At 71.8% G+C, this 25,316-nt stretch carries 24 protein-coding genes and 1 riboswitch; of the genes, 12 read left to right on the top strand and 12 right to left on the bottom strand.

The window, feature by feature from the left end:
• Nucleotides 1-68: 68 nt before the first annotated feature.
• From OG223_RS15365 to thiO, 3 genes are all read right to left on the bottom strand, one after another.
• Complete coding sequence (locus tag OG223_RS15365) at nt 69-863, bottom strand: thiazole synthase (RefSeq protein WP_329247981.1); 795 nt, start codon at nt 861-863, stop codon at nt 69-71.
• A 3-nt stretch (nt 864-866) separates the two neighbouring features.
• Complete coding sequence (thiS, locus tag OG223_RS15360) at nt 867-1,067, bottom strand: sulfur carrier protein ThiS (RefSeq protein ID WP_329247978.1); 201 nt, start codon at nt 1,065-1,067, stop codon at nt 867-869.
• Entirely contained in the window at nt 1,064-2,236 is a 1,173-nt protein-coding gene (thiO, locus tag OG223_RS15355; RefSeq protein ID WP_329247975.1) for a glycine oxidase ThiO, read from the bottom strand. Before thiO ends, thiS begins: the two co-directional genes overlap by 4 nt.
• A riboswitch (TPP riboswitch) is annotated at nt 2,234-2,345 on the bottom strand. (Overlaps the previous gene by 3 nt.)
• Before the next feature lie 52 nt (nt 2,346-2,397).
• Between thiO and OG223_RS15350 the strand changes: the two genes are divergently transcribed.
• From OG223_RS15350 to OG223_RS15325, 6 genes are all read left to right on the top strand, one after another.
• Nucleotides 2,398-2,748, top strand: coding sequence for a hypothetical protein (locus OG223_RS15350; RefSeq protein ID WP_329247974.1), 351 nt, complete (start codon nt 2,398-2,400; stop codon nt 2,746-2,748).
• A 32-nt stretch (nt 2,749-2,780) separates the two neighbouring features.
• On the top strand, nt 2,781-4,010 hold the full coding sequence (locus OG223_RS15345; RefSeq protein ID WP_329247971.1) for an NAD(P)/FAD-dependent oxidoreductase: 1,230 nt from the start codon (nt 2,781-2,783) through the stop codon (nt 4,008-4,010).
• 64 nt (nt 4,011-4,074) lie between these two features.
• The gene (locus tag OG223_RS15340) at nt 4,075-4,446 is read left to right on the top strand and encodes an Rv2175c family DNA-binding protein (protein WP_043675439.1); all 372 of its coding nucleotides are present in this window, start codon (nt 4,075-4,077) and stop codon (nt 4,444-4,446) included.
• An 88-nt stretch (nt 4,447-4,534) separates the two neighbouring features.
• The gene (gene thiE, locus OG223_RS15335) at nt 4,535-5,209 is read left to right on the top strand and encodes a thiamine phosphate synthase (RefSeq protein ID WP_329247966.1); all 675 of its coding nucleotides are present in this window, start codon (nt 4,535-4,537) and stop codon (nt 5,207-5,209) included.
• Nucleotides 5,210-5,319: 110 nt separating this feature from the next.
• Nucleotides 5,320-6,243 carry a methylenetetrahydrofolate reductase [NAD(P)H] gene (gene metF / locus OG223_RS15330; RefSeq protein ID WP_329247964.1) on the top strand — a complete coding sequence of 308 codons (924 nt, stop codon included), beginning with the start codon at nt 5,320-5,322 and terminating at the stop codon, nt 6,241-6,243.
• Between the two features lie 56 nt (nt 6,244-6,299).
• Entirely contained in the window at nt 6,300-7,289 is a 990-nt protein-coding gene (locus OG223_RS15325) for an SCO2102 family sporulation regulator (RefSeq protein ID WP_329247961.1), read from the top strand.
• A 3-nt stretch (nt 7,290-7,292) separates the two neighbouring features.
• Here the strand turns inward: OG223_RS15325 and OG223_RS15320 are convergent, their stop codons facing one another.
• The 5 genes from OG223_RS15320 to OG223_RS15300 form a co-directional block, all read right to left on the bottom strand.
• A complete protein-coding gene (locus OG223_RS15320; protein WP_329247958.1) occupies nt 7,293-8,804 on the bottom strand; it encodes a phytoene desaturase family protein in 1,512 nt (503 codons plus the stop codon).
• 45 nt (nt 8,805-8,849) lie between these two features.
• Nucleotides 8,850-9,476 (bottom strand): DUF4126 domain-containing protein, encoded by a 627-nt coding sequence (locus tag OG223_RS15315; RefSeq protein ID WP_329247956.1) that lies wholly within the window; start codon nt 9,474-9,476, stop codon nt 8,850-8,852.
• A gap of 364 nt (nt 9,477-9,840) precedes the next feature.
• Nucleotides 9,841-10,470 (bottom strand): TetR/AcrR family transcriptional regulator, encoded by a 630-nt coding sequence (locus tag OG223_RS15310; RefSeq protein ID WP_329247953.1) that lies wholly within the window; start codon nt 10,468-10,470, stop codon nt 9,841-9,843.
• 62 nt (nt 10,471-10,532) lie between these two features.
• Complete coding sequence (locus tag OG223_RS15305) at nt 10,533-12,617, bottom strand: YhgE/Pip domain-containing protein (protein ID WP_329247950.1); 2,085 nt, start codon at nt 12,615-12,617, stop codon at nt 10,533-10,535.
• Nucleotides 12,589-13,281 (bottom strand): ABC transporter ATP-binding protein, encoded by a 693-nt coding sequence (locus OG223_RS15300; protein ID WP_329247946.1) that lies wholly within the window; start codon nt 13,279-13,281, stop codon nt 12,589-12,591. Before OG223_RS15300 ends, OG223_RS15305 begins: the two co-directional genes overlap by 29 nt.
• A 171-nt stretch (nt 13,282-13,452) precedes the next feature.
• Between OG223_RS15300 and OG223_RS15295 the strand changes: the two genes are divergently transcribed.
• The 3 genes from OG223_RS15295 to OG223_RS15285 all read left to right on the top strand — a co-directional run bounded on the left by OG223_RS15295 (nt 13,453) and on the right by OG223_RS15285 (nt 15,595).
• Nucleotides 13,453-13,992, top strand: coding sequence for an SAV_6107 family HEPN domain-containing protein (locus OG223_RS15295; RefSeq protein ID WP_329247943.1), 540 nt, complete (start codon nt 13,453-13,455; stop codon nt 13,990-13,992).
• A gap of 158 nt (nt 13,993-14,150) precedes the next feature.
• A complete protein-coding gene (locus OG223_RS15290; protein WP_329247940.1) occupies nt 14,151-14,921 on the top strand; it encodes a methyltransferase in 771 nt (256 codons plus the stop codon).
• A 278-nt stretch (nt 14,922-15,199) separates the two neighbouring features.
• The gene (locus OG223_RS15285; RefSeq protein WP_200681676.1) at nt 15,200-15,595 is read left to right on the top strand and encodes a DUF3040 domain-containing protein; all 396 of its coding nucleotides are present in this window, start codon (nt 15,200-15,202) and stop codon (nt 15,593-15,595) included.
• 112 nt (nt 15,596-15,707) lie between these two features.
• Here OG223_RS15285 and OG223_RS15280 read toward each other — a convergent pair whose 3' ends face one another.
• The 4 genes from OG223_RS15280 to OG223_RS15265 form a co-directional block, all read right to left on the bottom strand.
• Nucleotides 15,708-18,089 carry a transglutaminase TgpA family protein gene (locus OG223_RS15280; protein WP_329247935.1) on the bottom strand — a complete coding sequence of 794 codons (2,382 nt, stop codon included), beginning with the start codon at nt 18,087-18,089 and terminating at the stop codon, nt 15,708-15,710.
• Nucleotides 18,086-19,441: a DUF58 domain-containing protein gene (locus OG223_RS15275; RefSeq protein WP_329247933.1), complete on the bottom strand. Its 1,356-nt coding sequence runs from the start codon at nt 19,439-19,441 to the stop codon at nt 18,086-18,088. The genes OG223_RS15280 and OG223_RS15275 overlap by 4 nt, the downstream gene beginning before the upstream one ends.
• Nucleotides 19,441-20,466 carry an AAA family ATPase gene (locus tag OG223_RS15270; protein ID WP_329247931.1) on the bottom strand — a complete coding sequence of 342 codons (1,026 nt, stop codon included), beginning with the start codon at nt 20,464-20,466 and terminating at the stop codon, nt 19,441-19,443. Before OG223_RS15270 ends, OG223_RS15275 begins: the two co-directional genes overlap by 1 nt.
• 237 nt (nt 20,467-20,703) lie before the next feature.
• Nucleotides 20,704-21,252 carry a beta-class carbonic anhydrase gene (locus OG223_RS15265; protein WP_329247928.1) on the bottom strand — a complete coding sequence of 183 codons (549 nt, stop codon included), beginning with the start codon at nt 21,250-21,252 and terminating at the stop codon, nt 20,704-20,706.
• A 416-nt stretch (nt 21,253-21,668) separates the two neighbouring features.
• On the opposite strand from OG223_RS15265, the gene rsmH reads away from it, so the two are divergent.
• The 3 genes from rsmH to OG223_RS15250 are packed head-to-tail and all read left to right on the top strand — an operon-like array spanning nt 21,669 to nt 25,213.
• Nucleotides 21,669-22,625: a 16S rRNA (cytosine(1402)-N(4))-methyltransferase RsmH gene (gene rsmH / locus OG223_RS15260; RefSeq protein WP_329247925.1), complete on the top strand. Its 957-nt coding sequence runs from the start codon at nt 21,669-21,671 to the stop codon at nt 22,623-22,625.
• Between the two features lie 30 nt (nt 22,626-22,655).
• On the top strand, nt 22,656-23,222 hold the full coding sequence (locus tag OG223_RS15255) for a hypothetical protein (RefSeq protein ID WP_329247923.1): 567 nt from the start codon (nt 22,656-22,658) through the stop codon (nt 23,220-23,222).
• Nucleotides 23,223-23,227: 5 nt separating this feature from the next.
• Nucleotides 23,228-25,213 (top strand): peptidoglycan D,D-transpeptidase FtsI family protein, encoded by a 1,986-nt coding sequence (locus tag OG223_RS15250; protein ID WP_329247921.1) that lies wholly within the window; start codon nt 23,228-23,230, stop codon nt 25,211-25,213.
• The last annotated feature ends 103 nt before the right edge of the window (nt 25,214-25,316 follow it).

The following is a 25,316-nucleotide window of genomic DNA, read 5'->3' as shown; positions in this document are numbered from 1 at the left end:
CTTTTCGGCCGGTTTCGGACCCGTACTGCAGCCGACCTGTGACGGATCCCACGCTGTGGAACGGGTGTTCAGAAGGCCGGACGTTCCGGGTCCAGCCGTGCCAGGCCCTCCGCCGGAGACGACGCCTCGGCGAAATGACGACGTGGGATACGCCCGGCCCGGAACGCCAGCCGCCCCGCCTCCACCGCACTCCTCATGCCGGAGGCCATGAGCACCGGCTCCCGCGCCCGCGTCACCGCCGACGCGAGCATCACCCCCGCACACCCCAGCTCCATCGCGAACGCCGCGTCGGACGCCGTACCGGCCCCCGCGTCCAGAATCACCGGCACACGCGCGTGCTCCACGATCAACTGGAAGTTGTGCGGATTGCGGATCCCGAGCCCGGACCCGATCGGCGACCCCAGCGGCATGATCGCCGCACACCCGACGTCCTCCAGCTTCCGCGCCAGCACGGGATCGTCGTTCGTGTACGGCAGCACGGTGAAGCCGTCGTCGACCAGGGTCTCGGCGGCGTCGAGCAGCTCGATCGGGTCCGGCAGCAGGGTCCGCTCGTCCGCGATCACCTCAAGTTTGACCAGTGCCGTCCCGAGCGCCTCCCGCGCCAGCCTGGCCGTCAGTACGGCCTCGCCGGCCGTGAAGCAGCCCGCGGTGTTGGGCAGTACCCGGATGCCGAGCCGTTCCAGCACGGACAGCACCGAGCCGTGCACGGAGGCGTCGACGCGCCGCATCGCGACCGTCGTGAGCTCCGTACCGGAGGCCACCAGCGCGCGCTCCAGGACGTCGAGGCTGGGCGCACCCCCGGTGCCCATGATCAGCCGGGACGTGAAGGGCGTACCACCGAGGACGAAGGGGTCGTCGGCCATGGGTCAGCCTCCTTGGACGGCGGTGAGGACCTCGACGCGGTCTCCCTCGGAGAGGGAGGTCGAGGGCCACTCCGCGCGCGGGACGACGGTTTCGTTGAGGGCGGCGGCCACACCGGAGGGCGACGGGGCCAGGGTCCGCACGAGGGCGTCGAGAGCCGTGCCGGGAGCGATCACCCGGGGCTCCCCGTTGACGGAGACGTTCATGCGGGCTGCTCCACGGGTTCCGTGCGTTCCGTGCGAGCGAATCGCTTCGGCGTGAACGGGCGTGCCTCGTCCGGGAGTTCACCGGTGGCCAGCGCATGCGCCAGGGCGTCACCGGTGACCGGCGTGAGCAGCACGCCGTTGCGGTAGTGCCCGGTGGCCAGCAGCAGTCCCGGCAGCGCGGTCGGGCCGAGCAGCGGCGCGTTGTCGGGGGACCCGGGGCGCAGCCCGGCCCGGGTCTCGGTGAGCGGCAGTTCGGTGATCCCGGGCACCAACTCGTGGGCGTCGCGCAGCAGTTCGTAGACCCCGCCGGCGGTCACCGTGGTGTCCCAGCCCAGTTCCTCGCTGGTCGCGCCGACGACCAGCTCGCCGTTCTCGCGCGGCACCAGATAGACGTGGCTGCCGCGCACCACGGCCCGCACGGTCCGGTTCAGGAACGGCGCGTGGCGCTCCGGCACGGTCAGCCGCAGCACCTGCCCCTTCACGGGCCGTACGGGCGGCAGGACGTCGTCGGGGACCCCGGCCAGCCGCCCGCTGAGGCTGCCGGCCGCGAGGACCACCTGGTCCGCGCCCAGCGTCTCGCCCTCGCGCGTGACGACCCCGGCGGCCCGCTCCCGTACGACGGTCAGCCGCTCGGCCCACGTCCGGTGGAAGGCGACCCCGGCGCGCTCGCAGGCGGCCACCAGCGCCCCCGCCAGCCGCCTCGGGTCGACCTGATGGTCCCCGTCGACCCGGAGCCCGCCACGCACCCCCGGCGCGAGCATCGGCTCCAGGCGCCGGCACTCGCGCCCGGACAGCCACTCGGACTCCAGGCCCGACTGGTGCTGGAGGGCGTGCAGTTCGCGGAGGTGGGCGCGGTCGTCGGCGTCCAGGGCGACGGCGAGGGTGCCGCAGCGGCGGTAGCCGAGGTCGCGGCCGGTGAGGTCGGTCAGCTCGGCCGCGAAGTCCGGGTAGCGGTGCGCCGAGGCGAGGTTGAGGGCGAGCAGGGTCTGCTCGCCGTAGTGCAGCTCCGTGACGGCGGCCAGCATGCCGGCGGCCACCTGGGCGGCCCCGCCACCCGGCTCGGGGTCCACGACGGCCGTCGCGAACCCGCGTTGGGCCGCGCGCCAGGCCGTGACCAGGCCGATGATCCCGCCCCCGACGACGAGGACGTCTGACGTACGTGTAGGCATGGGCGTCCAGCCCCTCCCTTCGCCGGCATGACCCGGATCAGGTTCGTACGGTCGGAGGCCGCCAGCCTCCCTCTCAGCCCGGTGCGTCCGGACTCCCGCGAGTGCTTGTACGTTGGCCACCCTAGCCCGTACCCCATGTCCCAGTAAGGGAGCCTCCGTCCATGGCCCGCTCGCTCGACGGTCTCGTCCTCGCCCCGGTCGCGGACCAGGCACCGGGTCAGGTCGGCACCCGCACCCGGTTCGCCTACCACGAGCGGGACGGCGAGATCTGGGCCGGGTACGCGGGCGGCGACGTCGTCCGCGGCCATCTCGTCGGCACGCGCGCGGGGGACCGACTCGACTTCCGGTACGTGCAGTTGAAGACCGACGGGACGACGTCCTGCGGGCACTGCGTGTCCGAGGTGGTCGAGCTGCCCGACGGTCGCGTGCGCCTTGAGGAGACCTGGGAGTGGGAGTCGCAGGCGGGCAGCGGGACGAGTGTTGTGGAACAGGTCACTGACCGCGCCCCCTGACTGACGATTTGTCAGGTGTCTATGGTGATCGGATGAGCGAGCAGACACGGGGACAGGGCGCGGGGACGGGACGGCGCGTGGTCGTCGTGGGCGCGGGCATGGCCGGGGTGCAGACCGCGGTCGCCCTGCGCGAACAGGGCTTCACCGGCACCGTCACGCTGATCGGCGCGGAACCCCATCAGCCCTACGACCGGCCCCCGCTGTCCAAGGCCGTCCTGCTCGGCAAGGCCGAGGGCTCCGCCTTCGACGTCGACTTCGAGGCGCTCGGCATCGAGGTGCAGCTCGGGCGCGAGGTGGTGGGCGTGCGCCCCGCCGACCACGAACTGGACACCGCCGAGGGCCCGGTGCCCTACGACGTCCTCGTCCTCGCGACCGGTGCCGAACCGATCCGGCTGCCGGGCGCCGACGGCATCCCCGGGGTGCATCTGCTGCGCACCCTGGACGACGCCGAGCGGCTGCGGCCGGTGCTCGCCCGGCAGCACGACATCGTGGTCGTCGGCGCGGGCTGGATCGGCGCCGAGTTCGCCACGGCCGCGCGCGAGGCGGGCTGCGCGGTGACCGTCGTGGAGGCCGCGGACCGGCCGCTCGCGGGTGCGCTGCCCGCCGAGGTGGCCGCGCCGATGGCCGCCTGGTACGCCGCCGCCGGAGCCACGCTGCGCACCCACGCGCGCGTGGCGCACGTCGAACCCGGCGAGGTGGTCCTCGACGACGGCACCCGGCTGCCCGCGGGCGCCGTCGTGGTCGGCATCGGCGCCCGCCCCGCGACCGCATGGCTGGCGGGCTCCGGCATCGAACTGGGCGCGCACCGCGAGGTCCTCGCCGACGACGGGCTGCGCACCTCGGTCCCGGACGTGTACGCGGTCGGCGACTGCGCCTCCTTCCCTTCGGGAAGGTACGGCGAGCGCCTTCTGGTCCACCACTGGGACAACGCCCTCCAGGGCCCGCGCACGGTCGCCGCGAACATCGTCGGGGAGACCCCGGCGGTGTACGACCCGGTGCCGTACTTCTGGTCGGAGCAGTTCGGCCGTTTCGTCCAGTACGCCGGTCATCACGCGTCCGCCGACACCACCCTGTGGCGCGGTGACCCGGCCACCCCGGCGTGGAGTGTCTGCTGGCTGCGCGGGGACCGTCTGGTGGCCCTCCTGGCGGTCGGCCGCCCCCGTGACCTGGCCCAGGGCCGCCGTCTGATCGAATCGGCCACCCCGATGAATCCCGAGCTGCTGGCGGACCCTTCTCAGCCGATGAAGGCTGCTATCGCCTAGTTCGTCCCCCCGGGTCGGACCGGCCCGACTTCCGACTGTCAGTCCGGGATGGCACGCTGTTTCCGTGACCGAGATTGACGCAAAGATCGATGCTCTCGTCCCCGCCTGGCTCACGCTGCCCGACATCGCAGAGATGCTCGATGTCGAGGTGACACGCGTGCGGCAGTTGGTCAAGGACGGCCAAGTCATCGCCGTGCGCCGTGGTGAGAACCGCGCGCTGCACGTCCCCGCCGCCTTCATCGACGGGGCCGAGCAGAAGGTCGTCAAGGGCCTCACGGGGACCCTGACGCTCCTGCGGGACGACGGCTTCTCCGACGAAGAGATGCTCGAATGGCTCTTCACCCCCGACCCCAGCCTGCCCGGCACCCCCGCGCAGGCCCTGAGCGAGAATCGCGGCACGGAGGTGAAGCGCCGCGCCCAGGCGCTCGCCGTCTGACCCGCACGACCGACCGGTGTACGGGCCGCGGCGACGCTCGCCCGCGGCCCGTACACGGCACCACGCCATGACAACGGGGGACACCTGCATGCCCGACACCCACCTGCCCGGCGCAACCGCCGTCTCCGCGCGCGCGGAGTTCGCCGACGCCCGGGTCTACCTCTGCACGGACGCCCGCAGGCGCCAGGGCGACCTCGCGGAGTTCCTGGGCGCGGTCCTGGCCGGCGGGGTCGACATCGTGCAGTTGCGCGACAAGGGCATGGAGGCCGCCGAGGAGCTGGAGCACCTCCGGGTGTTCGCCGACGCCTGCGCCCGGCACGGCAGACTCCTCGCGGTCAACGACCGCGCGGACGTGGCCCACGCCGCCGGCGCCGACGTACTGCACCTGGGCCAGGGTGACCTCCCGGTCCCCGCCGCCCGGGCGATCCTCGGCGACGACATCCTCGTCGGCCGCTCCACGCACGCCGAGCGGGAGGCCGCCGCGGCCGCCGTCCAGGAGGGCGTGGACTACTTCTGCACGGGCCCGTGCTGGCCCACCCCGACCAAGCCGGGCCGGCACGCGCCCGGCCTCGACCTGGTCCGGTACACGGCCGCCCTGGGCACCGACCGCCCCTGGTTCGCCATCGGCGGCATCGACCTCGGCAACCTCGACGAGGTGCTCGAAGCGGGCGCCCGCCGGGTCGTCGTCGTACGGGCGATCACGGAGGCCGACGATCCGGGCGCGGCGGCGGCGGAGTTCGCGAAGAGGCTGCGGCAGGCCTGAGGGGCGTACGGCTGGAGCCTTGCTGTCCGATGGGTGGACAAGAGGGCGACAAAACAGGCAAATTCCCCGTTCCGGTTGGGTGACCGCCACGCCCTGACTAACCTGCGGGTATGGCCTTCGGAACCGCATCCACCAGGACTGATCGCGCACGCACCGTGCGCGACATGCTCGCGACAGGCAAGGCGACGTACTCGTTCGAGTTCTCCGCGCCGAAAACCCCCAAGGGCGAGCGGAACCTGTGGAGCGCGTTGCGGAGGGTCGAGGCGGTCGCCCCCGACTTCGTCTCCGTGACCTACGGCGCCGGTGGCTCGACCCGCGCGGGCACCGTCCGGGAGACCGAGCAGATCGTCGCCGACACCACGCTCACCCCGGTCGCCCACCTCACCGCGGTCGACCACTCCGTCGCCGAACTGCGCAACATCATCGGCCAGTACGCCGACGCCGGGATCCGCAACATCCTCGCCGTGCGCGGCGACCCGCCCGGCGACCCCATGGCCGACTGGGTGGCGCACCCGCGGGGCCTGACGTACGCGGCCGAACTGGTCCGGCTCATCAAGGAATCGGGCGATTTCTGCGTCGGCGTCGCGGCCTTCCCCGAGATGCACCCGCGCTCCCCGGACTGGGACACGGACGTCGCGCACTTCGTCGACAAGTGCCGGGCCGGCGCCGACTACGCGATCACGCAAATGTTCTTCGAACCCGAGTCGTACCTGCGGTTGCGCGACCGCGTCGAGGCGGCGGGCTGCACGACTCCGGTCATCCCCGAGGTCATGCCGGTGACCAGCGTGCGGATGCTGGAGCGGTTGCCGCAGCTCAGCAACGCAGACATCCCGGCCGCTCTGAAAGAGCGAATCCTCACAGCCAAAGACGATCCGGCCGCTGTACGCTCGATCGGGATCGACTTCGCCACGGAGTTCTGCGCCCGGCTGCTGGCCGAGGGAGTGCCAGGACTGCACTTCATTACGCTCAACAACTCCACGGCGACGCTGGAAATCTACGAGAACCTGGGCCTGCACCACCCACCGCGGGCCTAGACCGGCCGCCCGGACATACGACACACTGCGTAGCGGCCACTGGGAGAGGGGCGTACATGGGCTGGACGGTCCTCTACATCGCGTTCGGCATCGTCGCACTGTGGTTGCTCGGTGAGGTGTTGCTGCAGTACAAGGCGAGGCTGCGCTGGCGGCTGCTCGCCTTCGTCGGCTTCCTGGGCGTCGTGCTCGGGGTGCTGATCCCTTCCGTCGTCGTGATCGGCCTGGGCGCGGTGGCCTTCGCCGTCGGCCAGACCTACGTCACGCTGTCGTTCCGCCGCGGCTTCGAAGCGGGCTGGGCGGTCTCCGGCCGACCGGGCGCGGGTGGCACCAAGCGCCGCCGCGGCGAGCCGGACGAGCAGGACCCGAACCTGGAGGCCTCCGGCCTCGAAGGGGCGGAGAGCGGCTTCCAGGAGTACGGCCAGAACAAGTCGGCCTTCGGCCAGGACGACGACTTCGACCGCGACGACGTGTTCACCCCGAACCGCCCCCTCACTCCCACGGCCGCCGAGTCCACCTCGGTCTACGAGCCGCAGCCCCTCCCGGACGACACCGGTTCCTACGGCGTGTACAGCGCTGCCGCGTTCGCGAACGCCACCGACCCCGACTACGCGGGTACGGACCAGGCGTACGCGGCAGCGGCCGCCGGCCAGCCCCAGGACCAGTCCTACGGCTACGACGCCAACTACACGGGCTACGACCAGCAGCAGTACGGCTACGACACGACCGGCCAGCAGCAGTACGCGGCCTACTCCGACCCGTACATCGGCACCCAGACGTACGGCGGCACCGGCTACGACACGGGCTACGACGGCCAGCAGCAGTACCCCCAGCAGGGCTACACGCAGGACCAGTACGGCAACACCGGCTACGGCGGCGAGACCCCGGCCGGCGGCGTGTGGGTCCCGCAGCAGCGCAACGACGAGACCTACGGCGGCGAAGTCCCGCCGGAGCAGCAGCAGTACCCGTACGACGCCAACACTCAGAACGGGAACGGCCAGCAGCAGCCGCAGCAGAACACCGGCTACGACGAGCAGTACCGTTTCTGAAGCCTATTGAGACCCTCTGAACTGCGGTCCCTCCACGATCAGCCCGGCGACCAGCGCCCCCGACATACCGGCGTGCGGAAGCCCGCCGCCGGGGTGCGACCAGCCGCCGACCCGGTAGAGCCCGGGCAGGCGCGTGCTGTTCGCCGGGTGCAGGAAACGGCCCCGGCCCGCCGCGAGCGAGGGGGCCGGTACGGCGCCGAAGCGGGCCCCCGTCTCGCCCTCCGTGTCCCCGGGGGTGCGCACCTCGTGCCACAACAGACGCTCGCGCAGCCCCGGGACGGCCCGTCCGGCGGCTTCGAGGAGGAAGTCCGTGTACCGCCGGACCGTGCCCGCGTCCTCCCAGCCGGCCTCGCCCGGCAGCACGGCGGACACCACCGCCGACTCGTGCTCGCCGTCCGGCCGCAGCGTGGGGTCGTCCGGGCGCAGCACGGTCACCGTGGGACAGTGGGGCTCGTCGCCGCCGGGGGAGACCAGGAAGTCCAACTCGGCCTCGCGGTCCGGCGCGTGGACCACTGTCCGGTGGACGGCTCCGGCCTCGCGCGGGCCGCGCAGCGCCAGCAGGAGCGTCAAGCGCACCGGCCGGGGCGAGTCCGGATCGGCCCGCACATCGCCGTCCTCGTCCAGCGGACGGTCCGTCAGGGCCCGCAGCCGCGCCGGGTCCACGTCGGCGACGACATGGTCCGCGTCGACCACCTGACCGTCGGCCAGCTCGATCCCCGCCGCCCGCCCGTCCTTCTCCAGGACCCGGGTGACCTCGGCCCCGAAGACGAACTCGACCCTTCTCGCCACGCACCGCTCGTACACCGCGCGCGCCAACTCCCGCATGCCGCCCCGCACATACCAGGTGCCGAAGGCGTGCTCCATGTACGGCAGCACGGCCGCGCTGGCCGGAGCGGTCCGGGGTTCGAGGCCGTACGCGAGCGCGTGGCTCTCCAGGAGGGCCGTCAGGCGCTCGTCACGCAGCTCCCATGCGCCGATCTCGGCGAGGGTGCTCGCCCTGCGCGTGCGCAGCAGTTTCTTGTGCGGGACCGCCGGATAGGGCTCCTGCCCGGCCAGCACCGACCAGTTGGGCCACAGGGGCTCCTCCAGGAGGGGTCTGCGGGTGCGGTCCCAGGCCTCGCGGGCCCTGATCAGGAAGTCGCCCCAGCGCTGCCCCGCGCCGCCGCCCAGGGCCTCCTCCAGGGCTGTGACGACACCTGCGCGGGAAGCGTTCGGCAACGACACCGCCGCGCCGTCCGCGAAGACGTGCCGGGAGGACGGGTCGACCTGGACCAGCTCGACCAGGTCCTCCAGCGGCTCCTTGCCGGTCTTGATGAACAGGTCGCGGAAGACCGCGGGCACGGGCAGCAGTCCGGGGCCGGTGTCGAAGGCGAACCCGTCCCGCTCGAAGCGGCGCACCGCACCGCCGTACGTCTCCGTACGCTCGTACACCGCCACCCGGTGGCCCGCGACGGCCAGCCGGGCAGCGGCCGCCATCGCGCCCATGCCGGCGCCGATCACCGCAATCCGTGCCATGCCTGCGACTTTATCGGCCGCCACTGACAGTCCGGCCACGGGCTGTCACCACGGTGGCGGGTCCGGTGGTCGGCCCATGTGCGAGGCGAGGCGTTTCTCCTCCCGGCGCTGGGCCCGGCGGCGCAGGAAGCGGCGGATCCGCGAGATCAGGAAGAACAGGACGATGAGTCCGGCGGCCAGCAGCACGGCCGCGATGATCGCCGCCGCCTCGGGATGGAACATCGCGAACGTGACGATCCCGCCGACCCCGAGATCCTCCGCGAAGCTCATGATCACGTTGCTGAACGGCTCGGGCGAGGTGTTGATCGCCATCCGCGTCCCGGTCTTGACGGTATGGCTGGCCAGCGCCGTCGAACCGCCGATCACTCCCGCCGCCACGTCGTTCAGCGAACCGCTGTGCCCCGCGAGGACCGCTCCGACCCAGGCCCCGGCGGCCGGCCGGATCAGCGTGTGCACGGAGTCCCACACGGAGTCGACGTAAGGAATCTTGTCGGCGATCGCCTCGCACACGAACAGCACGCCCGCCGCGATGAGGACCTCGGGGCGTTGCAGCGACTCGGGGACCGCGTCGGTCACTCCGGTCGCGCCGAAGATCCCGAGCAGCAGCACCACCGCGTACGCGTTGACGCCGCTGGCCCAGCCGCTGGTGAAGACCAGGGGGAGTACGGACACGGAGGCGATAGTAACCACTCGGCAACGGGGCGTCCTGGGCCTGAGTGCGTACGGCTGAGTATCCGTACCTAGGGAGTGAGATGAGTACGCGCGCGGATGGGGTGCGACCTGCGCGAACGAGAGAGTGGAGACACGGAAAGGGGCGCGGCTCCGGTACCGCCGACACGGGGCGGCGGAACGGGGCCCGCGCCCTTGGCCGCTCCTTCCGCCGGATTCTCGGCGGAAGCGAGGCACGGGGGAGCCCTGGGACTGACCAACGGGGGTTCCAACAGGGGGAACGTACGGGGGAAGCACAAGGGAGCGCCGGTTCGAGGTGGCCCGCGGGGGACGCGGCCACAACGGACCGGCGCTTCTGTGTGTGCGCTCAGCGGCCCCCGCTGACCCGCCCCTGGAGCAGTCGGGACAGCGCCGAGTGGACGTCGTCCAGAGAGCGCTCCGGCTGGAACGACTGCCAGTCCAGGGCGGCCACCAGGACCATCCCGACCAGCGCGGCCGCGGTCAGCCGGACATCGATCCCAGGGCTGAACTCGCCGTTGTCCACGCCCGCGTGCAGCACGTCCTCGATGGCCGCGTTCACCTGCTGCCGCACCACCATGAGCGTGGGCTGCCAGGAGCGGTTGGTGCGCCACAGCTCGGCCACGTAGAGCTGGGTGAAGGACGGGTAGCGGGCGATGAAGCCGAGGCCCGCGCGGATCATCGCGTCCAGGGCGTCCACCTTGCTGCCGCCGTCCCGGGCCGTCTGCTCGGCCGCCTCCCGCAGCGAGGCGGTGAGGAGGCCGACGCCGTGCCGCAGCAGCTCCTCGAACAGGACGGACTTGCTGGCGAAGTTGTAGTAGACGGTGCCCTTCGCGACCCCGGCACGCTCGGCGATCTCGTCCACCGTGGTGGCCGAGAAGCCCTGTTCGGCGATGAGCGTGACGGCTGCCTCGTAGAGCTTCTGCCGGGTGGCCTCGCGGCGCGTGCTGCCGCCCGACGGGGTGCTGCTGCTTTCCATGGGCCTGATTGTCACAGGCCCGGCTCCGGCGCCGGGCACGGGTGTCGGGGTCCTGGGCGGGGTCACAGGGTCAGCTCCGGGTGCAGCCGGTCCAGCGTCCACACCTGGCGGCGGCGCGCCGACAGCGCGGTCAGTGCGAGGGCACCCGCGGTGAAGGCGGTGAGCACCACGCACGCGTGCCACACCGGTTCCAGACCGCCGCCCGTGATGAGCCTCCGTAGGGCCTCGACTATGTAACTCATCGGCAAGAAGGGGTGGATCGCGTTGAAGAAGCCCGGGCTGGTCTGCACCGGATAGGTGCCGCCCGCCGACGTCAACTGGAGCATCAGCAGGGCGAGTACGAGGATCCGGCCCGCCGCCCCGAACCGGGCGTTCAGCCACTGCACGATCGCCGCGAAGCACGCCGTCACCAGGAACAGGAAGCCGACCGTGCCGGCCGCGCGTGCCATCTCCAGGCCGATCGCCCAGTGCAGTACGGCCATCAGGGCCACCGTCTGGAGCACCCCGACCGCGACCACCGGCAGCCAGCCCGCGAGCGCGATCCGCCAGGCCGAGGCACCGGCGGCGAGCGCCCGCCGGTTCATGGGCGCGATCAGCATGTAGGCCACCATCGCGCCCACCCACAGGGACAGCGGGATGAAGTACGGGGCGAATCCGGTGCCGTAGTTGGGGGCCTTGTGCAGGTCCTGGGAGGCGAGTTGGACCGGGTCGGCCATGACGCCGGTGCGCTGGTCGCGGTCCTGCTTGTCGTAGTCCGGGATCTGCGCGGCGCCGTCGTGCAGTCCGCCGGCGAGCTTCCCGGAGCCGTCGACGAGCTTGTACAGGCCGCCGCTGAGATCCACGGCCCCTGTCCTGAGTCTGCCGACTCCGGTGTCCAGGTCGACGGCGCCGGTCTTGGCCGTGCCGAGCCCCGTGTGCAGGCTCTTGGCACCCGCGGCGACCTTCGAGGCACCGTCGTTCAACCTGTTGACCTTGGCCACCGCGTCGTCGAGGTCCTCGGCGAGGTGCGGTGCGCGGTCGGCGAGCGCCTGGGCCTGCGTCTGGAGCGTGCGGAGGTTCGCGTCGAGCTTCTTCAGGTCGCCGTTCTGATCGGCCACCAGGCTGTTCACGTCGTCGGCGACCTTCGCGACATCCGAGGCGGCCGTGGCGGCCTTCTTCAGGTCGGGACAGGCGTCATCCTTCAGGACGACGCTTTCGCAGCGCGCCCTGTAGACCTCGTCCAGGGTGTCCGAAGCCGCGTGCGCGCCCTTGGCGGCGACCGGGGCCGTCTTCACCAGGGTGCCCAGGTTGGCGCGGATCGTCTTCGCCGAGTCGGCGACCAACTGAGCCGTGTCCCCGATGGTCTTCTCGTTGTCCTTCAGGAAGGGCCCCACCTTGTCGGCGACCCCGTTGACCGTGTCGGCGAGGGTCTGCGTCCCCGCCGCGACCTGCCGCGAGCCGTCCGCCAGGTCGCCCGCGCCCGTGTCGAGCCTCTTCAGGCCCGTGGAGAGCTTGCCGCTGCCCTCCTTGGCGTCCTTCAGGCCGTCGGCGAGATCCTTGGAGCCCTCCTTGGCCGTACCGATGCCGCCCTTGAGCTTGTCGGCGCCGTCGGCCGCCTTCACGGTCTCGCCGTGGATGTCGGAGAACGACACGAAGATCCGGTCCAGGAAGGTCCGCGAGGCCTTCGTGGACGCGGCCGACCGCACCTCGCTGAACACCGTCCGGGAGATCTGCCCGACGATGTAGTTGTTCGCGTCGTTCGTCCGCACCTGGAGCGCGCCCGTCTCCGGGGAGTCGCCCGCACTGGAGGTGACGCGCTCACTGAAGTCGGCCGGCATCGTCAACGACAAGTAGTACGTCCCGTCCTCGACGCCCTTCCGCGCGGTGGCCGCACTCACCTCGTGCCACTCGAACGTCCCGCTGTCGCGCAGCCCTTGAGTGATGTCGTCGCCCGCCGTGACCTTCTTCCCGTCGGCACTGGCCCCTTTGTCGTCGTTGACGAGCGCCACGGGGATGCGGTCCAGGCGGCCGTACGGGTCCCAGAAGGACCACAGGTACAGGGCGCCGTACAGCAGCGGCAGCAGCAGGAGGGCGACGAGCGCGGCACGCGGCAGCTTCCCCCTGCCGAAGCGCCTCAGCTCAAGCGCGGCCAGTCGTGGCGCGTGCATCGGCCTTCTCCGTTCCTTCGGCGGACACCGCCACGACGGTCGTCCCGGAATCCGCGAGGGACCTCAACAGGCCCCAGATCTCCGCCCGTTCGGCATCCGAGAGCTTGAGATCGACGTCGTCCACACCGAGCAGCGCGGGCCGCCCGACGAGCGCCAGCGCGATGGACAGCCGCACCTCCTGCGGCCGTTCCAGATCCCGTACGGCGGTCCGCGCTCCCTTGGGCAGCGCCTCGCGGTCGAGACCGGCGGCGGTCAGCGCCCGCTCGATCCGCAGCCCCGCCTCCACCGCCCGCTCGGACCGCGGCCGCAGCAACGCGCGCACGGAGTCCCCGAACCGCCGTTGCAGCAACGCCCGTTCACGCAGATGCTCGCCGACGGTAAGCGCCGGGTCGAGGTCGGAGACCCCGGCGACATTGGCCAGCGCGCTCACCCGCCGTACGGCCGCCGACTGCTTCGACAGCGTGAACTCGCCCACGCGGGCGGTCCCTTCGGACGCCTTCATCCGCCCGGTGAGCGCGAGCAGCAGGCTCGTACGCCCGGACCCGGACGGCCCCTCGACGGCGATCAGCGAGCCGGGCCCGGCGTCCAGGGAGATTCCCCGGAACGCCCAGCCGCGCGGCCCCTTGAGCCCGAAGTCCTCGGTGGTGACACCGACCCCACCCACGGCTTCCCCATCCCGTATTTTTGAACTGACTGGTCAGTGCAAAAACTAACGCGAACCTTCGATCGAAGCAAAAGCGCAGGTCAGAACGGATTGTCAGTGCCATACCTCACGATGGGCACATACGGCACCACCTGACTGGGCGTGCCGTCACACGACGACAGGAGGTTCGTCATGGCCCACCCGTCCGCAGCCGCCGCCCGTCGGCGCCGCGCCGCCGGCCCTGCCCCCTCACTGACCGGCCCGGCGAGCGATGTGCACCCCGTGCTCCGCCGGGCCACGGCCCCGCCCGCCGCCCTCGACCTCCTCGCCCAGGCCCGCGCCGGACTGGACGAGGCAGCCATCCTCGAGACGTCGAACGAGCGCTATGCGACAGCCCACTTGGCCGCCCTGCGCACCGCCGCCGCGGTACTCGCCGCGCGGGTCCAGCCAGAGCCCACCAGCCGACGCCGGGGCCGTATCCGCAGCGCCTGGGAAGTGCTCCCCGAGATAGCACCCGAACTCACCGAGTGGAGCGCCCTGTTCGCCTCCGGAGCCCGGCGCCGTGCCCGGGCCGAGGCGGGCATCCAGGGCGCGGCGACCCGCCGGGACGCCGACGACCTCATACGCGACGTGGCGATGTTCCTGCGCCTGGTCGAGCGGATGCTCGTCCTCCAGCCGGTCCTGCCCCAGCCACGCCAGGACCCGGAGCGGCCGGAGGACCGCGCCGGGTGAGCACGGAGTTCGCCGCGCGAGACACATGACCAGGTACGGCACCGGAGGCAATAGGGTGGAGGGCGCCTGAAGCCTTCCCTCCGCCCGCACCCGGGCCGGGGAGGCAGCCCGTTCGCTCCGCCGTGCACAGGCGGTGCCGCGCCGAGGAGTCAACTGCCGTGTCGGACCCGAGCCGCCCCCGCGCCTCCCTCCGTACCGCCGTGGTCTGGGACGTCCTTCAGGACGCCCTCGACCGCCGGGTCAAGGCCACGGGTCGGGACGCGCTGGACGTCCTGGACACCGGAGGCGGCAGCGGCAACTTCGCGGTGCCCGTCGCCCGCCTCGGCCACCGCGTCACCGTCGTCGACCCCAGCCCGAACGCGCTGTTCGCGCTGGAGCGCCGCGCCGCCGAGGCCGGTGTCGCCGACCGCGTGCAGGGCGTCCAGGGCGACGCCCACGGCCTCTTCGACGTGGTCGAGCGCGGCGGCTACGACGCGGTGCTGTGCCACGGCGTCCTGGAGTACGTGGACGACCCCGCCGAGGGCGTCCGCACCGTGGTGGCCGCGCTGCGCCCCGAGGGCGTCCTGAGCCTGCTCGCCGCCGGGCTCGGCGGTGCCGTGCTCGCGCGCGCCCTCGCCGGACACTTCACGGAGGCCCGCCAGGCCCTCGACGACCCGAACGGCCGCTGGGGCGCCGCCGATCCCGTCCCGCACCGCTTCACCGCCGAGCAGCTCGCCGCGTACGTCGAGGGAGCGGGGCTCCACGTCGGCGCCGTGCACGGGGTGCGGGTCTTCGCCGACCTGGTGCCCGGAGTGCTCGTGGACACCGAGCCCGGCGCCCTGGACGCGCTGCTGAAGCTGGAGGCCGCGGCGGCCGAGCTCCCGGCGTTCCACTCCGTGGCCACGCAGCTTCATGTGCTCGGCGAGACGCGAGGTGCCGGCGAGGCGTGAGTGGCCTCCCGTGCCGGACCCCCTGATCAGCGGCTCGGCCGCACATGGAGTACGCCACAGGCCCCCCGATCGGGGGCCCGGCGCCGTATGATCGAGGGAGACCGCCCGGCATGACGGGAGGGTCGCTGGGGAATGGAAGCTTCAGCGAGCCGGAACGGCCTTGACGGATTCCGGTTGGTCAATTGGCGTAGAGGGGCGGGTTTCACGGGGGCGATTCCCTGCCTATCCTGAAGGGACCCCCCGGGTCGCCCCGGCGACTGCACGATGAGGAGGACTCCGTGCCGCTCTCGGAGCACGAGCAGCGAATGCTCGAGCAGATGGAGCGAGCGCTGTACGCCGAAGATCCCAAGTTCGCGACAGCGCTTGAGGGAAGCGGGCTGCGCACGTACACCCGGAGACGGGTCTACCAGGCGATGGCCGGCTTCCTCGTGGGTATTGCGCTCCTCATGACAGGAATGGTCGCCAAGCAGATTTGGGTCAGCGTGATGGGGTTCCTCGTCATGCTGGGCTGTGCGGTGCTCGTCGTGACCGGCTGGCGCAAAGCCCCCAAGCCTGGCGAACAGCCCGCCGCGGGCGCACCGCACGCCCGCCGTCAGGGACGGCAGCGGCGCTCGGTGATGGATCGTATCGAGCAGCGCTGGCAGCGCCGCCGCGACGAGCAGCAGGGCCAGTAGCGGCACCCGGCCCGCAGCGCACGCGGCGCTCCTCAAGACACGAGTGAGGGGGTGACCACCGAACCGGTGGTCACCCCCTCCCGTATGCCCTGCTTCTCCCTCGCCGGGCCCCTCAGCCCTGCTGGCCGGACGGCTTGCGCAGGGTCGGCCGCAGCGCCGCCGCCCGCGTCGTCACCGACGTCCGCCAGGCCGACAGCGCCCACACCACCCGGACGGTCGAGCGGGGGGCGACCAGTGCGCGCAACTCCGTGGAGCGGCCGGCCGCGTCCTTGAACCCGACGATCACCCGCCGGACGTCCTTCACGAGCCCCGCCGTCAACTGCGGCCGAGGCGCGTACAGGACCTGCTCCACGGCGTCCGCCACACGGTGCACCGAGGCGGCGGACGACGGGTCGAGCTGCCCGAGCCGCACGATCCGGGCCGCCGCCTTGCGCGGGGTCAGCGACTCGTCGGGCGAGATCCCGAAGTCCCAGGCGGTATCGGTCAGTTCCTCCCACACGGCCAGCGTGTGGATCGCCGCCTCCGCCTCCGTACGACCGTGCGCTCCCAGCCGTACCGAGCGCATCCGGGTCCGCCACAGCAGCGGCGAGAACGGGATCGTCAGCAGCAGGAGCACGCCCAGGCTGACCAGCACCACCTGCACGTACCACAAGGGGCCGTGCGAGTCGTCGCCCGCCACGATCGCCGGGGCCTGGCTCGTGCAGCCCTCCAGCTTCTGCAGTTGGGCCGTGCAGCTCGCGCTCGTCGAGGGGGCCGCGGAGGGCGCCGCGCTCGTCGCGGCCGAGGAGCCGGCCGGGTCCGGGACGTCGCTACCGGGCGTGGTCGCCTGGGTGTAGGACGGCACCGAGCCCCGGTTCGGGGTCGGCTCGAAGCGGGTCCAGCCCACGCCCTCGAAGTACAGTTCCGGCCAGGCGTGCGCGTCCTTCAGGCCCACCGACACCGTGCCGTTCGCCTCCGGGGTGCCCGGCGCGAAGCCCACCGCGACCCGGGCCGGAATGCCCAGGGTGCGGGCCATCGCCGCCATCGCGAAGGAGAAGTGGACGCAGAAGCCCTGCTTGTCCTTCAGGAACTTGGCGATCGCGTCGCGGCCGGTGCCGACGTCCACCTGGGTGTCGTACTGGAAGCCGCCGGTCACCGCGAAGTAGTCCTGGAGCTTGACCGCCTGCTCGTAGTGACTGGTCGAGCCCGCGGTGACCTTGCGGGCGGTGTCGGCCACCACCGCGGGCAGCGACTTCGGCACCTCGGTGTACTGCTTCCTCAGGTTCGCCGACGGCTCCGGCGCCGTGGCCAACTGCTCCGCGGTCGGCTGCACGTCCAGGCTGTCGACCGTGTAGGTCACCCCGCGCGTGTTCTGCCCGTGATCGCCCACGACGGTCATGCCCACGGGCTCGTAGCGCCAACTGCCGTCGATCTTCACGCCGCTGGGCGGGTACGGCATCGGCAGCCAGTCCTGGGCGTACCAGTCCGCCGCCGAGATCCGGGTCTGGATCACCGAGCGCTTGATGTCCGCGCCGAGGCCGGTCGGGGTGGGGAACGTGTCCGGCACACCTTCGATGTGCCGCTGGGACGGCTTCCAGGTGGTGCCGTCGAAGTCGTCCAGGGACACGATCCGCAGATACATGTCCGAGCTGTCGTTCGTGCTGGCCCGCAGGGACAGGACCTGGCGGTTCTCGTCCACGTTCAGGCTGTCGCGCAGCGAGACCAGCGGGTTGACCGCGGAGATCGTGCCGCCGCCACCGGTGCCCGAGCCCACGCCTGTCCCGGCGGTGTCCAGCAGGCCGCCCGAGATGGTGGGCAGCGGCAGCAGGGCGACGGCCATCGCGACCGCGCCGATCCGCCGCCCGGTACGGACCGGGGCGAGCGGTCCCGAGGACTCCGGGCCCGAGGTGGTGCGGGGCGCCCCGCCGAAGACCCGGCCCCACTGGGCGAGCCGGTCCCGGCCCTCGGCCAGCAGCAGCGTCAGATAGCCGGCGGCCGCGAACAGGAACCACAGCCAGCCGTAATCGCTCTCGGACAGCCCGGCGGCCACCGAGTACAGCGCGAGCAGCGGCAGTCCGGCCGGGGCCGCGCTGCGGAAGGTGACCGCGAGCGTGTCCACCGCCAGGCCGATCACCAGGACACCGCCGATGAGCATCAGCCGGATGCCGTCGTGCAGCGGTGCCGGGATCGCGTACCGGGAGACGTCGTCAGAGCCCTGTTGCAGCAGGTCGGCGAAGTGCCGGAAGGCCTCGGGGCCCGGGACGATCCCGGCGAAGGCCTGCGCGTGCGCGAAGACCAGGGTCAGCATCAGCAGCGTGACCAGGGCCTGCGCCGCGACGGTCAGCGGCCGGGCCAGGGGGACCCGCCGGGTCGCCGCGCCCACCCCGGTCTGGATCGCCAGCATGAAGGCGGCCTGGACGATCCAGGTCGCCGGGGAGACCAGGGGCAGCAGCGCGCAGGACGCCAGCAGTGTGGCCGCCCAGGCGCAGATCGCCAGTCGTGCCCGCCCGCTCATGCCCATCCCTCCCCGAGGCCGGTCGCGGTGATGCCGTTGCGCTCCCGGTCCGCCTGTTGCCACAGGTCCGTCAGGGATGCGCCGCGCGGCACACCCACGGCGGTCCAGCCCGCGTCGCGCAGCATCCGCAGCCGCTCCTCCTGCCCGTCCCCGGGACCGGAGACGTCGGTCGACTCACGCACCCAGCCGTCGCTGTCCAGCACGAAGGCGAGGGCGCCCCCGCTGCGCTGGCGCATCCGGGCGACGATCGCCGCCTGTTCCTCGTCGAGGTCGCCGAAGAAGGCCACCAGAAGCCCTTCGTTCCCGCCGCGCAGGACGTCGTAGGCCCGGGACAGGCCCGCGCCGTCCGAGTGGTCGATCACCGCGAGGGTGTCCATCATCAGTCCGGCCGCGTCCGCCGACTCCTGGCTCGCGCCCGCGAACCCGTCGGCGTCCTGGCCGGGCACCGAGTTGCCGGTGTCGCTCAACAGCCGTACGGAGAAGCCCCGTTCCAGCATGTGCACCAGGACGGAGGCGGCGCCCGAGACGGCCCACTCGAAAGCCGAGTCGGGGCCCTGGCCCGCGAAGGCGATGCCCCGGGTGTCGAGCAGGACCGTGCAGCGGGCGCGCTGGGGCTGCTCCTCGCGGCGCACCATCAGCTCGCCGTAGCGCGCGGTGGAGCGCCAGTGCACGCGGCGCAGGTCGTCGCCGTAGCGGTACCCGCGCGGGATCACGTCGTCCTCGCCCGCCAGGGCCAGCGAGCGGTTGCGGCCGTCGCCGTAGCCCTTGGCCTCGCCGCTGAGGCGGACCGGGGGGAGGGCCTCCACGCGCGGGATGACCGTCAGGGTGTCGAAGGTCGAGAAGGAGCGGGTCAGTTCGCACATCCCGAAGGGGTCCGTCAGACGGAGCTGGAGCGGGCCCAGGGGATAGCGGCCGCGCAGGTCCGAGCGGACCCGGTAGGACACCTCGCGCCGGCCGCCCGCCTCGACCCGGTCCAGGACGAAGCGGGGGCGCGGGCCGAGCACGTACGGCACCCGGTCCTGGAGCATCAGCAGGCCCGTGGGCAGCCGCGAGACGTTGTCCATCCGCAGATGGACGCGGGCCTCGCTGCCGGCGGGCACGCGCGCGGGGGAGAGCCGGCGGCTGCCGGCCACCCGGTAGCGGGTGCGGTAGAGCACGGTCGCGCAGATCAGCGGCAGCACGGCCAGCAGGATTCCGACCTGGAGCAGATCGCTCTGCCCCAGGACGTACGCGCAGACGGCGGCGGCGATGCCTGCGGCCAGGAACGAGCGTCCACGGGTGGTCAGCCCGGCCAGGGCCGTACGGACACCGCCCTTCTCGTCCCGGTCGGTCTCCGCCTCCCCGGTGGTCATCACAGCCTCCGGGGCGGCTGCTGGCCGTACGCCCCGAGACCGAGGCCGCTCTGCGGGGACGGCGCCGCGGGCACGGGGGTGCGCTGGAGGATCTCCTGCACGACCTGCTCGGCCGTACGACGGTTCAACTGGGCCTGGGCGGTGGGCAGCAGGCGGTGGGCCAGGACCGCGACCGCGAGCGCCTGGATGTCGTCCGGCAGCGCGTACTCACGGCCGCTCAGGGCGGCGGAGGCCTTCGCCGCGCGCAGCAGGTGCAGCGTCGCGCGCGGGGAGGCGCCGAGTCTGAGGTCGGGGTGGTTGCGCGTGGCGGAGACCAGCTCCACCGCGTACCTGCGCACCGGGTCGGCGACATGGACGCCGCGGACCGCCTCGACCAGCTTGACGATGTCGTGCGCGTGCGCCACGGGCTGGAGGTCGTCCAGCGGGCTGACCCCGCCGTGGATGTCCAGCATCTGCAGCTCGGCCTCCGCGCTGGGATAGCCGATGGAGACCCGGGCCATGAAGCGGTCGCGCTGGGCCTCGGGCAGCGGATAGGTGCCCTCCATCTCGACCGGGTTCTGCGTGGCGACCACCATGAAGGGGCTGGGCAGCTCGTAGGTCTGGCCGTCGATGGTGACCTGCCGCTCCTCCATGGACTCCAGGAGCGCGGACTGGGTCTTCGGCGAGGCGCGGTTGATCTCGTCGCCGATCACGATCTGGGCGAAGATGGCGCCCGGTTTGAACTCGAAGTCCCGCTGCTGCTGGTCCCAGATGGACACACCGGTGATGTCCGAGGGCAGCAGGTCTGGCGTGAACTGGATTCGCCGCACCGAACAGTCGATCGACCGCGCCAGCGCCTTGGCCAGCATTGTCTTGCCCACACCCGGAACGTCCTCGATCAGAAGATGTCCCTCGGCGAGCAGCACGGTCAGCGAAAGCCGTACGACCTCGGGCTTGCCCTCGATCACTCCTTCCACCGAACTGCGGACTCGCTCCACAGTGGCGGTCAGATCTGTAAGGCTCGCTCGATCGTCATAGGTCGTCACCCGGCCCTCCTCGGCCCGTTCTTTCCATGGGCCGGCGCATACGCTGCGGACCGGCCCACCCCGAAACACGGACGGCACGCGGGAAAAGTTCCGCGTGACGCCACACCCGCATTCTTGTTGCCGTTACCGGTTCGTGTCACTCGCCTGTGGACAACTGCCTTCGCTTTGTCGGGTCTTGCGACCTTTTGGGCGGTCCGAGCGGCGAACTTTTCGAAGTTTTCGGGGCGGGCGGGTGCGTCAGGCGGGGTCGATCTCGCGCAGCAGACCCGACTTCACGTCGAAGACGAAGCCGCGCACATCATCAGTGTGCAGCAGGAACGGCGAGGTGCGCACACGCTGCATGGACTGCCGTACGTCCTGCTCGACGTCCCGGAAGGCCTCCACCGCCCAGGCGGGGCGCTGGCCGACCTCCATCTCCAGGTCGTGCCGGAACTCCTCGGTGAGGGACTCCAGGCCGCACCCGGTGTGGTGGATGAGCACGACGCTGCGGGTGCCGAGCGCGCGCTGGCTGATGGTGAGGGAACGGATCACGTCGTCGGTGACCACGCCGCCCGCGTTGCGGATGGTGTGGCAGTCGCCGAGCTCCAGGCCCAGCGCGGCGTGCAGGTCGAGACGGGCGTCCATGCAGGCCACGACGGCCACCTGCAGGACGGGACGGGCGTCCATCCCGGGATCGGTGAAGGCGGCGGCGTACTGCCCGTTGGCCTCGACGAGGCGGTCCGTCACGGTCCCGCCGTCGACTATGGCGCCTTCGGACTCTGTGGGTACGGATGCGGAGGTCGTCATACCTATGACGGTACTGGTCACCGGCGGTGCGGTCTTGGTGCGGGAGGGGAAAAAGAGCGTCATCGCGTCCTCTTGTGAGGTAACCCACACGGGTGGCGGGGGTGCACCCGTGTGGGTGATTCTTCCCGTTTTGAGGCTTCGCACGCTCCCCGGCCCGCGACGCGCAGGCCGGTTGATTGACCGTGAGACAGCGTGGACTAAAGTTGCGCGAAGCGGGAGGCGAGGCTCTCCCTGCTGGACTTTTCCCGGAGACCCCGGCGACTTTCCGGATTCTCCCCACGTGCGCGGCGCGTACGTACGGCTCGGCCTCCTCCCGCTCCCGGTCGGCTGACGCTTCCGGCGCCGGCAGGCCTCCCCTTCTTGAGCGGGCGGGGACCCGGCGGTGCGTACGGGCCCGCCGGACCTGAGAGGGCCCCTTGAGCAACAGTCGACACGTCCCGGTGATGCTCCAGCGGTGCCTGGACCTGTTGGCCCCCGCGCTGGAGCGACCGGGAGCGGTGGTCGTCGACTGCACCCTCGGGCTCGGAGGGCACAGCGAGGCCCTGCTGACCCGGTTCCCCGAGGCCCGCCTCGTCGCCCTCGACCGCGACAAGGAAGCCCTGCGCCTCTCCGGCGAGCGCCTCGCCCCCTTCGGCGACCGCGCCACCCTCGTGCACGCCGTCTACGACGAACTGCCCGAGGTACTGGAGCGGCTCGGCCTCGCGCGCGTGGAGGGCGTTCTGTTCGACCTCGGCGTCTCCTCCATGCAGTTGGACGAGGCCGACCGCGGTTTCGCCTACGCCCAGGACGCGCCCCTGGACATGCGCATGGACCAGACGACCGGCATCAGCGCCGCCGAGGTCCTCAACACCTACGCGCCCGGTGAACTCGTCCGCATCCTGCGGGCGTACGGCGAGGAGAAGCAGGCCAAGCGGATCGTGTCCGCGGTCGTCCGCGAGCGCGACAAGGAGCCGTTCGACAACAGCGCGCGGCTCGTCGAGCTGATCCGCGACTCGCTGCCCCAGGCCGCCAAGCGCACCGGCGGCAACCCGGCCAAGCGCACCTTCCAGGCGCTGCGCATCGAGGTCAACGGCGAACTGTCCGTCCTGGAGAGGGCGATTCCCGCCGCCGTGAAGTCCCTTGCCGTGGGCGGCCGGATCGCCGTCCTGTCGTACCACTCGCTCGAAGACCGCCTGGTGAAGCAGGTGTTCGCGGCCGGCGCCGCCAACACGGCGCCTCCCGGGCTGCCGGTCGTGCCCGAGCAGTACCAGCCCCGGCTCAAGCTCCTGACGCGCGGTGCCGAACTTCCCACCGAGGAAGAGGTCGCCGAGAACCGGCGGGCGGCACCCGCGCGGCTGCGGGGGGCTGAGCGCATCAGGGAGGACATCGGGTGAGTACGTACCAAGTGAGTGCGGGGTGCGTGAGTGAGTAGGAAACCCGAACTGAGGGGCAGGGCCGCCCGACTCGCGCGGCTCTTCCCGACCGGGCCCGCGCAGAACGGCGGGATCCACGCGGCCCGCACCCCGTTCGTCCTCCTTGTCGTGCTCCTTCTCGGCGGCGGTCTGATCGGACTGCTCGTGCTGAACTCCGCGCTCAGCGAAGGGCAGTTCAAGCTGGACGACCTCCAGAAGCAGACGAAGAGCCTCACCGACGAGGAGCAGGCGCTCCAGCGGGACGTGGACGCCTACTCGGCTCCCGACGCCCTTCAGCGCCGCGCCCACGAGCTGGGCATGGTGCCCGGCGGGGACCCCGCCTTCCTCGACCCGAACGGCACCGTGAAGGGTGTCCCCGAGCAGGCCGCCGCCGAGAAGACCTCGGCGAACACGTCGGTGGTCCTCGCCCCGGAGGCGCTCGTCAGCAGGCCGAGCCCGAGCCCGACCCCCGCGCCCGGCGCGGTGGCACCCGTGGCCACCCCCACCCCGGCCCGGTCCGTCCAGCCCGCGCAGTCCTCGACAGTTCAGTCCTCCACCCCGACAACACCCGGCAGGTGACGGAAGTGTCCGACAGGGAACCGCCACGCCGCCGAGTGCCCGGACCGGCCAGGCCCGAACGTCCGGTGGGCGGCAACGCGGCCCGCCGCCGCCCGGAGCCCGGCGCCCGCCAGACCCGCCGCCCCGCGTCACCCCCTCCCGCGGCGGGCCGCCCAGCGGGCCCCCGCTCCCTCCGGCTCGGCAGCCCCCGCCCCCGGCTGCGCATGATCAGCCTCGCGCTGACCCTCGTCCTGATCGCGTTCGTCGTACGACTGCTCCAGGTGCAGGCCGTCGACGCGAGCGCGTACGCCGCCAAGGCCGCGCAGAACCGGTACGTCGACTACGTCCTGGCCGCCGAGCGCGGCGAGATCACCGACCGCTCCGGGGTGGCCCTCGCGACCAGCGTGGACGCGTACACGATCACCGCCGACCCGACGCTGTTCACCCGCAAACAGCTCAAGATCGACGACGGGCCCGAACAGGCGGCCGCCCTCCTCGCCCCGATCCTCGGCGTGGACCAGGCCTCCCTCGTCAAGAAGCTCCGGCCGGCGAACAAGAACCTGCGCTACGTGGTGCTCGCCAACCGGCAGACCCCGCAGGTCTGGAAGCAGATCAAGGACCTGAAGAGCGCGCTCAACACCAAGGCCTCGACCGACCCGACCACGGTCAACGTCCTGGCCGGTGTCCTCGCCGTCCCCACCACCAAGCGCGTGTACCCGAACGGCGATCTCGCCGCCGGGATACTGGGCTGGGTCAACGCCGACGGCAAGGGCGGCGGCGGGGTCGAGCAGCAGTTGAACAAGGACCTGACGGGCAAGGACGGCAAGGTCCGCTACGCCCAGTCCGGCGGCCTCCAGGTGCCCACCGCGGGCTCCACGGAGACGCCCGCCGTGCCCGGTTCCGATGTCGAGCTGACCATCGACCGCGACATCCAGTGGGCCGCGCAGAACGCCATCACCGAGCAGGTGAAGAAGTCCAAGGCGGACCGCGGGTACGTGATAGTGCAGGACACCCGCACCGGCGAGATCCTCGCCATGGCCAACGCGCCCGGCTTCGACCCGAACGACCTCGCGCAGGCCAACGCGGCCTCCCTGGGCAACGCGGCCGTCCAGGACGCCTACGAGCCCGGTTCCACCGCCAAGGTCATGACGATGGCCGCCGTACTCCAGGAGAACGCGGCCACCCCGCTGACGCATGTCGTCGTGCCGAACCGGCTGCACCGCGGCGACCGGCTCTTCCAGGACGACGTGGACCACGCGACCTGGAACCTGACCCTCAACGGCGTGCTCGCCAAGTCCAGCAACATCGGCACCATCGAGGCGGCCGGGCAGCTCGGCAAGACCCAGCCCGAGGCCAACCAGGTCCTGTACTCGTATCTGCGCAAGTTCGGCATCGGCAGCTACAGCGGGCTCGGCTTCCCCGGCGAGACCAAGGGCATCCTCGCGCCCGCCTCCAAGTGGTCGACCTCGCAGCAGTACACGATTCCTTTCGGCCAGGGCATGTCCCTCAACGCGCTCCAGGCGGCCTCCGTCTACTCGACGGTCGCCAACGGCGGAGTCCGCGTCGAACCCACCCTGGTGCGCGGCACGAAGGGGCCCGACGGCCGCTTCACACCTGCGGCGACGCCCAAGAAGACCAGGGTCATCAGTGCGAAGACGGCGAAGACCCTCGCCCAGATGCTGGAGTCCGTGGTGGACGACGAGCAGGGCACGGGCGGTAAGGCCGCCATTCCGGGGTACCGGGTGGCGGGCAAGACCGGCACCGCCAACCGCGTGGATCCGGCCACCGGCAAGTACAAGGGCTACACCTCGTCGTTCGCCGGGTTCGCGCCGGCCGACAATCCCCGCATCACCGTCTACTGCGCGATCCAGAACGCCACCAGCGGAAGCTACTTCGGCGGTCAGATCTGCGGACCGATCTACAAGCAGGTGATGGAGTTCGCCCTCAAGACCCTCCAGGTCCCGCCCACCGGGGCGAAGGCCGCGAATCTGCCCGTGACCTTCACGCCCTGATCAGCGCAACAGCCAGGAACCGATCCGTGACCATGATCACCTCCCAGTCCGGGAACCAGGGCGACCCCCGCCCCTCGCTTCGCTCCCCGGCGGGTGCGCCCGG

Source organism: Streptomyces sp. NBC_01478 (assembly GCF_036227225.1).
GTDB lineage: Bacteria > Actinomycetota > Actinomycetes > Streptomycetales > Streptomycetaceae > Streptomyces.
This window is presented reverse-complemented; position numbering and strand designations above follow the sequence as displayed.

What these genes read in the sequence shown, in the direction of transcription:
- OG223_RS15365 (WP_329247981.1), bottom strand. Translation starts at nt 863, where the DNA reads ATGGCCGACGACCCCTTCGTCCTCGGTGGTACGCCCTTCACGTCCCGG.
- thiS (WP_329247978.1), bottom strand. Translation starts at nt 1,067, where the DNA reads ATGAACGTCTCCGTCAACGGGGAGCCCCGGGTGATCGCTCCCGGCACG.
- thiO (WP_329247975.1), bottom strand. Translation starts at nt 2,236, where the DNA reads ATGCCTACACGTACGTCAGACGTCCTCGTCGTCGGGGGCGGGATCATC.
- OG223_RS15350 (WP_329247974.1), top strand. Translation starts at nt 2,398, where the DNA reads ATGGCCCGCTCGCTCGACGGTCTCGTCCTCGCCCCGGTCGCGGACCAG.
- OG223_RS15345 (WP_329247971.1), top strand. Translation starts at nt 2,781, where the DNA reads ATGAGCGAGCAGACACGGGGACAGGGCGCGGGGACGGGACGGCGCGTG.
- thiE (WP_329247966.1), top strand. Translation starts at nt 4,535, where the DNA reads ATGCCCGACACCCACCTGCCCGGCGCAACCGCCGTCTCCGCGCGCGCG.
- metF (WP_329247964.1), top strand. Translation starts at nt 5,320, where the DNA reads ATGGCCTTCGGAACCGCATCCACCAGGACTGATCGCGCACGCACCGTG.
- OG223_RS15325 (WP_329247961.1), top strand. Translation starts at nt 6,300, where the DNA reads ATGGGCTGGACGGTCCTCTACATCGCGTTCGGCATCGTCGCACTGTGG.
- OG223_RS15320 (WP_329247958.1), bottom strand. Translation starts at nt 8,804, where the DNA reads ATGGCACGGATTGCGGTGATCGGCGCCGGCATGGGCGCGATGGCGGCC.
- OG223_RS15310 (WP_329247953.1), bottom strand. Translation starts at nt 10,470, where the DNA reads ATGGAAAGCAGCAGCACCCCGTCGGGCGGCAGCACGCGCCGCGAGGCC.
- OG223_RS15305 (WP_329247950.1), bottom strand. Translation starts at nt 12,617, where the DNA reads ATGCACGCGCCACGACTGGCCGCGCTTGAGCTGAGGCGCTTCGGCAGG.
- OG223_RS15295 (WP_329247943.1), top strand. Translation starts at nt 13,453, where the DNA reads ATGGCCCACCCGTCCGCAGCCGCCGCCCGTCGGCGCCGCGCCGCCGGC.
- OG223_RS15280 (WP_329247935.1), bottom strand. Translation starts at nt 18,089, where the DNA reads ATGAGCGGGCGGGCACGACTGGCGATCTGCGCCTGGGCGGCCACACTG.
- OG223_RS15275 (WP_329247933.1), bottom strand. Translation starts at nt 19,441, where the DNA reads ATGACCACCGGGGAGGCGGAGACCGACCGGGACGAGAAGGGCGGTGTC.
- OG223_RS15265 (WP_329247928.1), bottom strand. Translation starts at nt 21,252, where the DNA reads ATGACGACCTCCGCATCCGTACCCACAGAGTCCGAAGGCGCCATAGTC.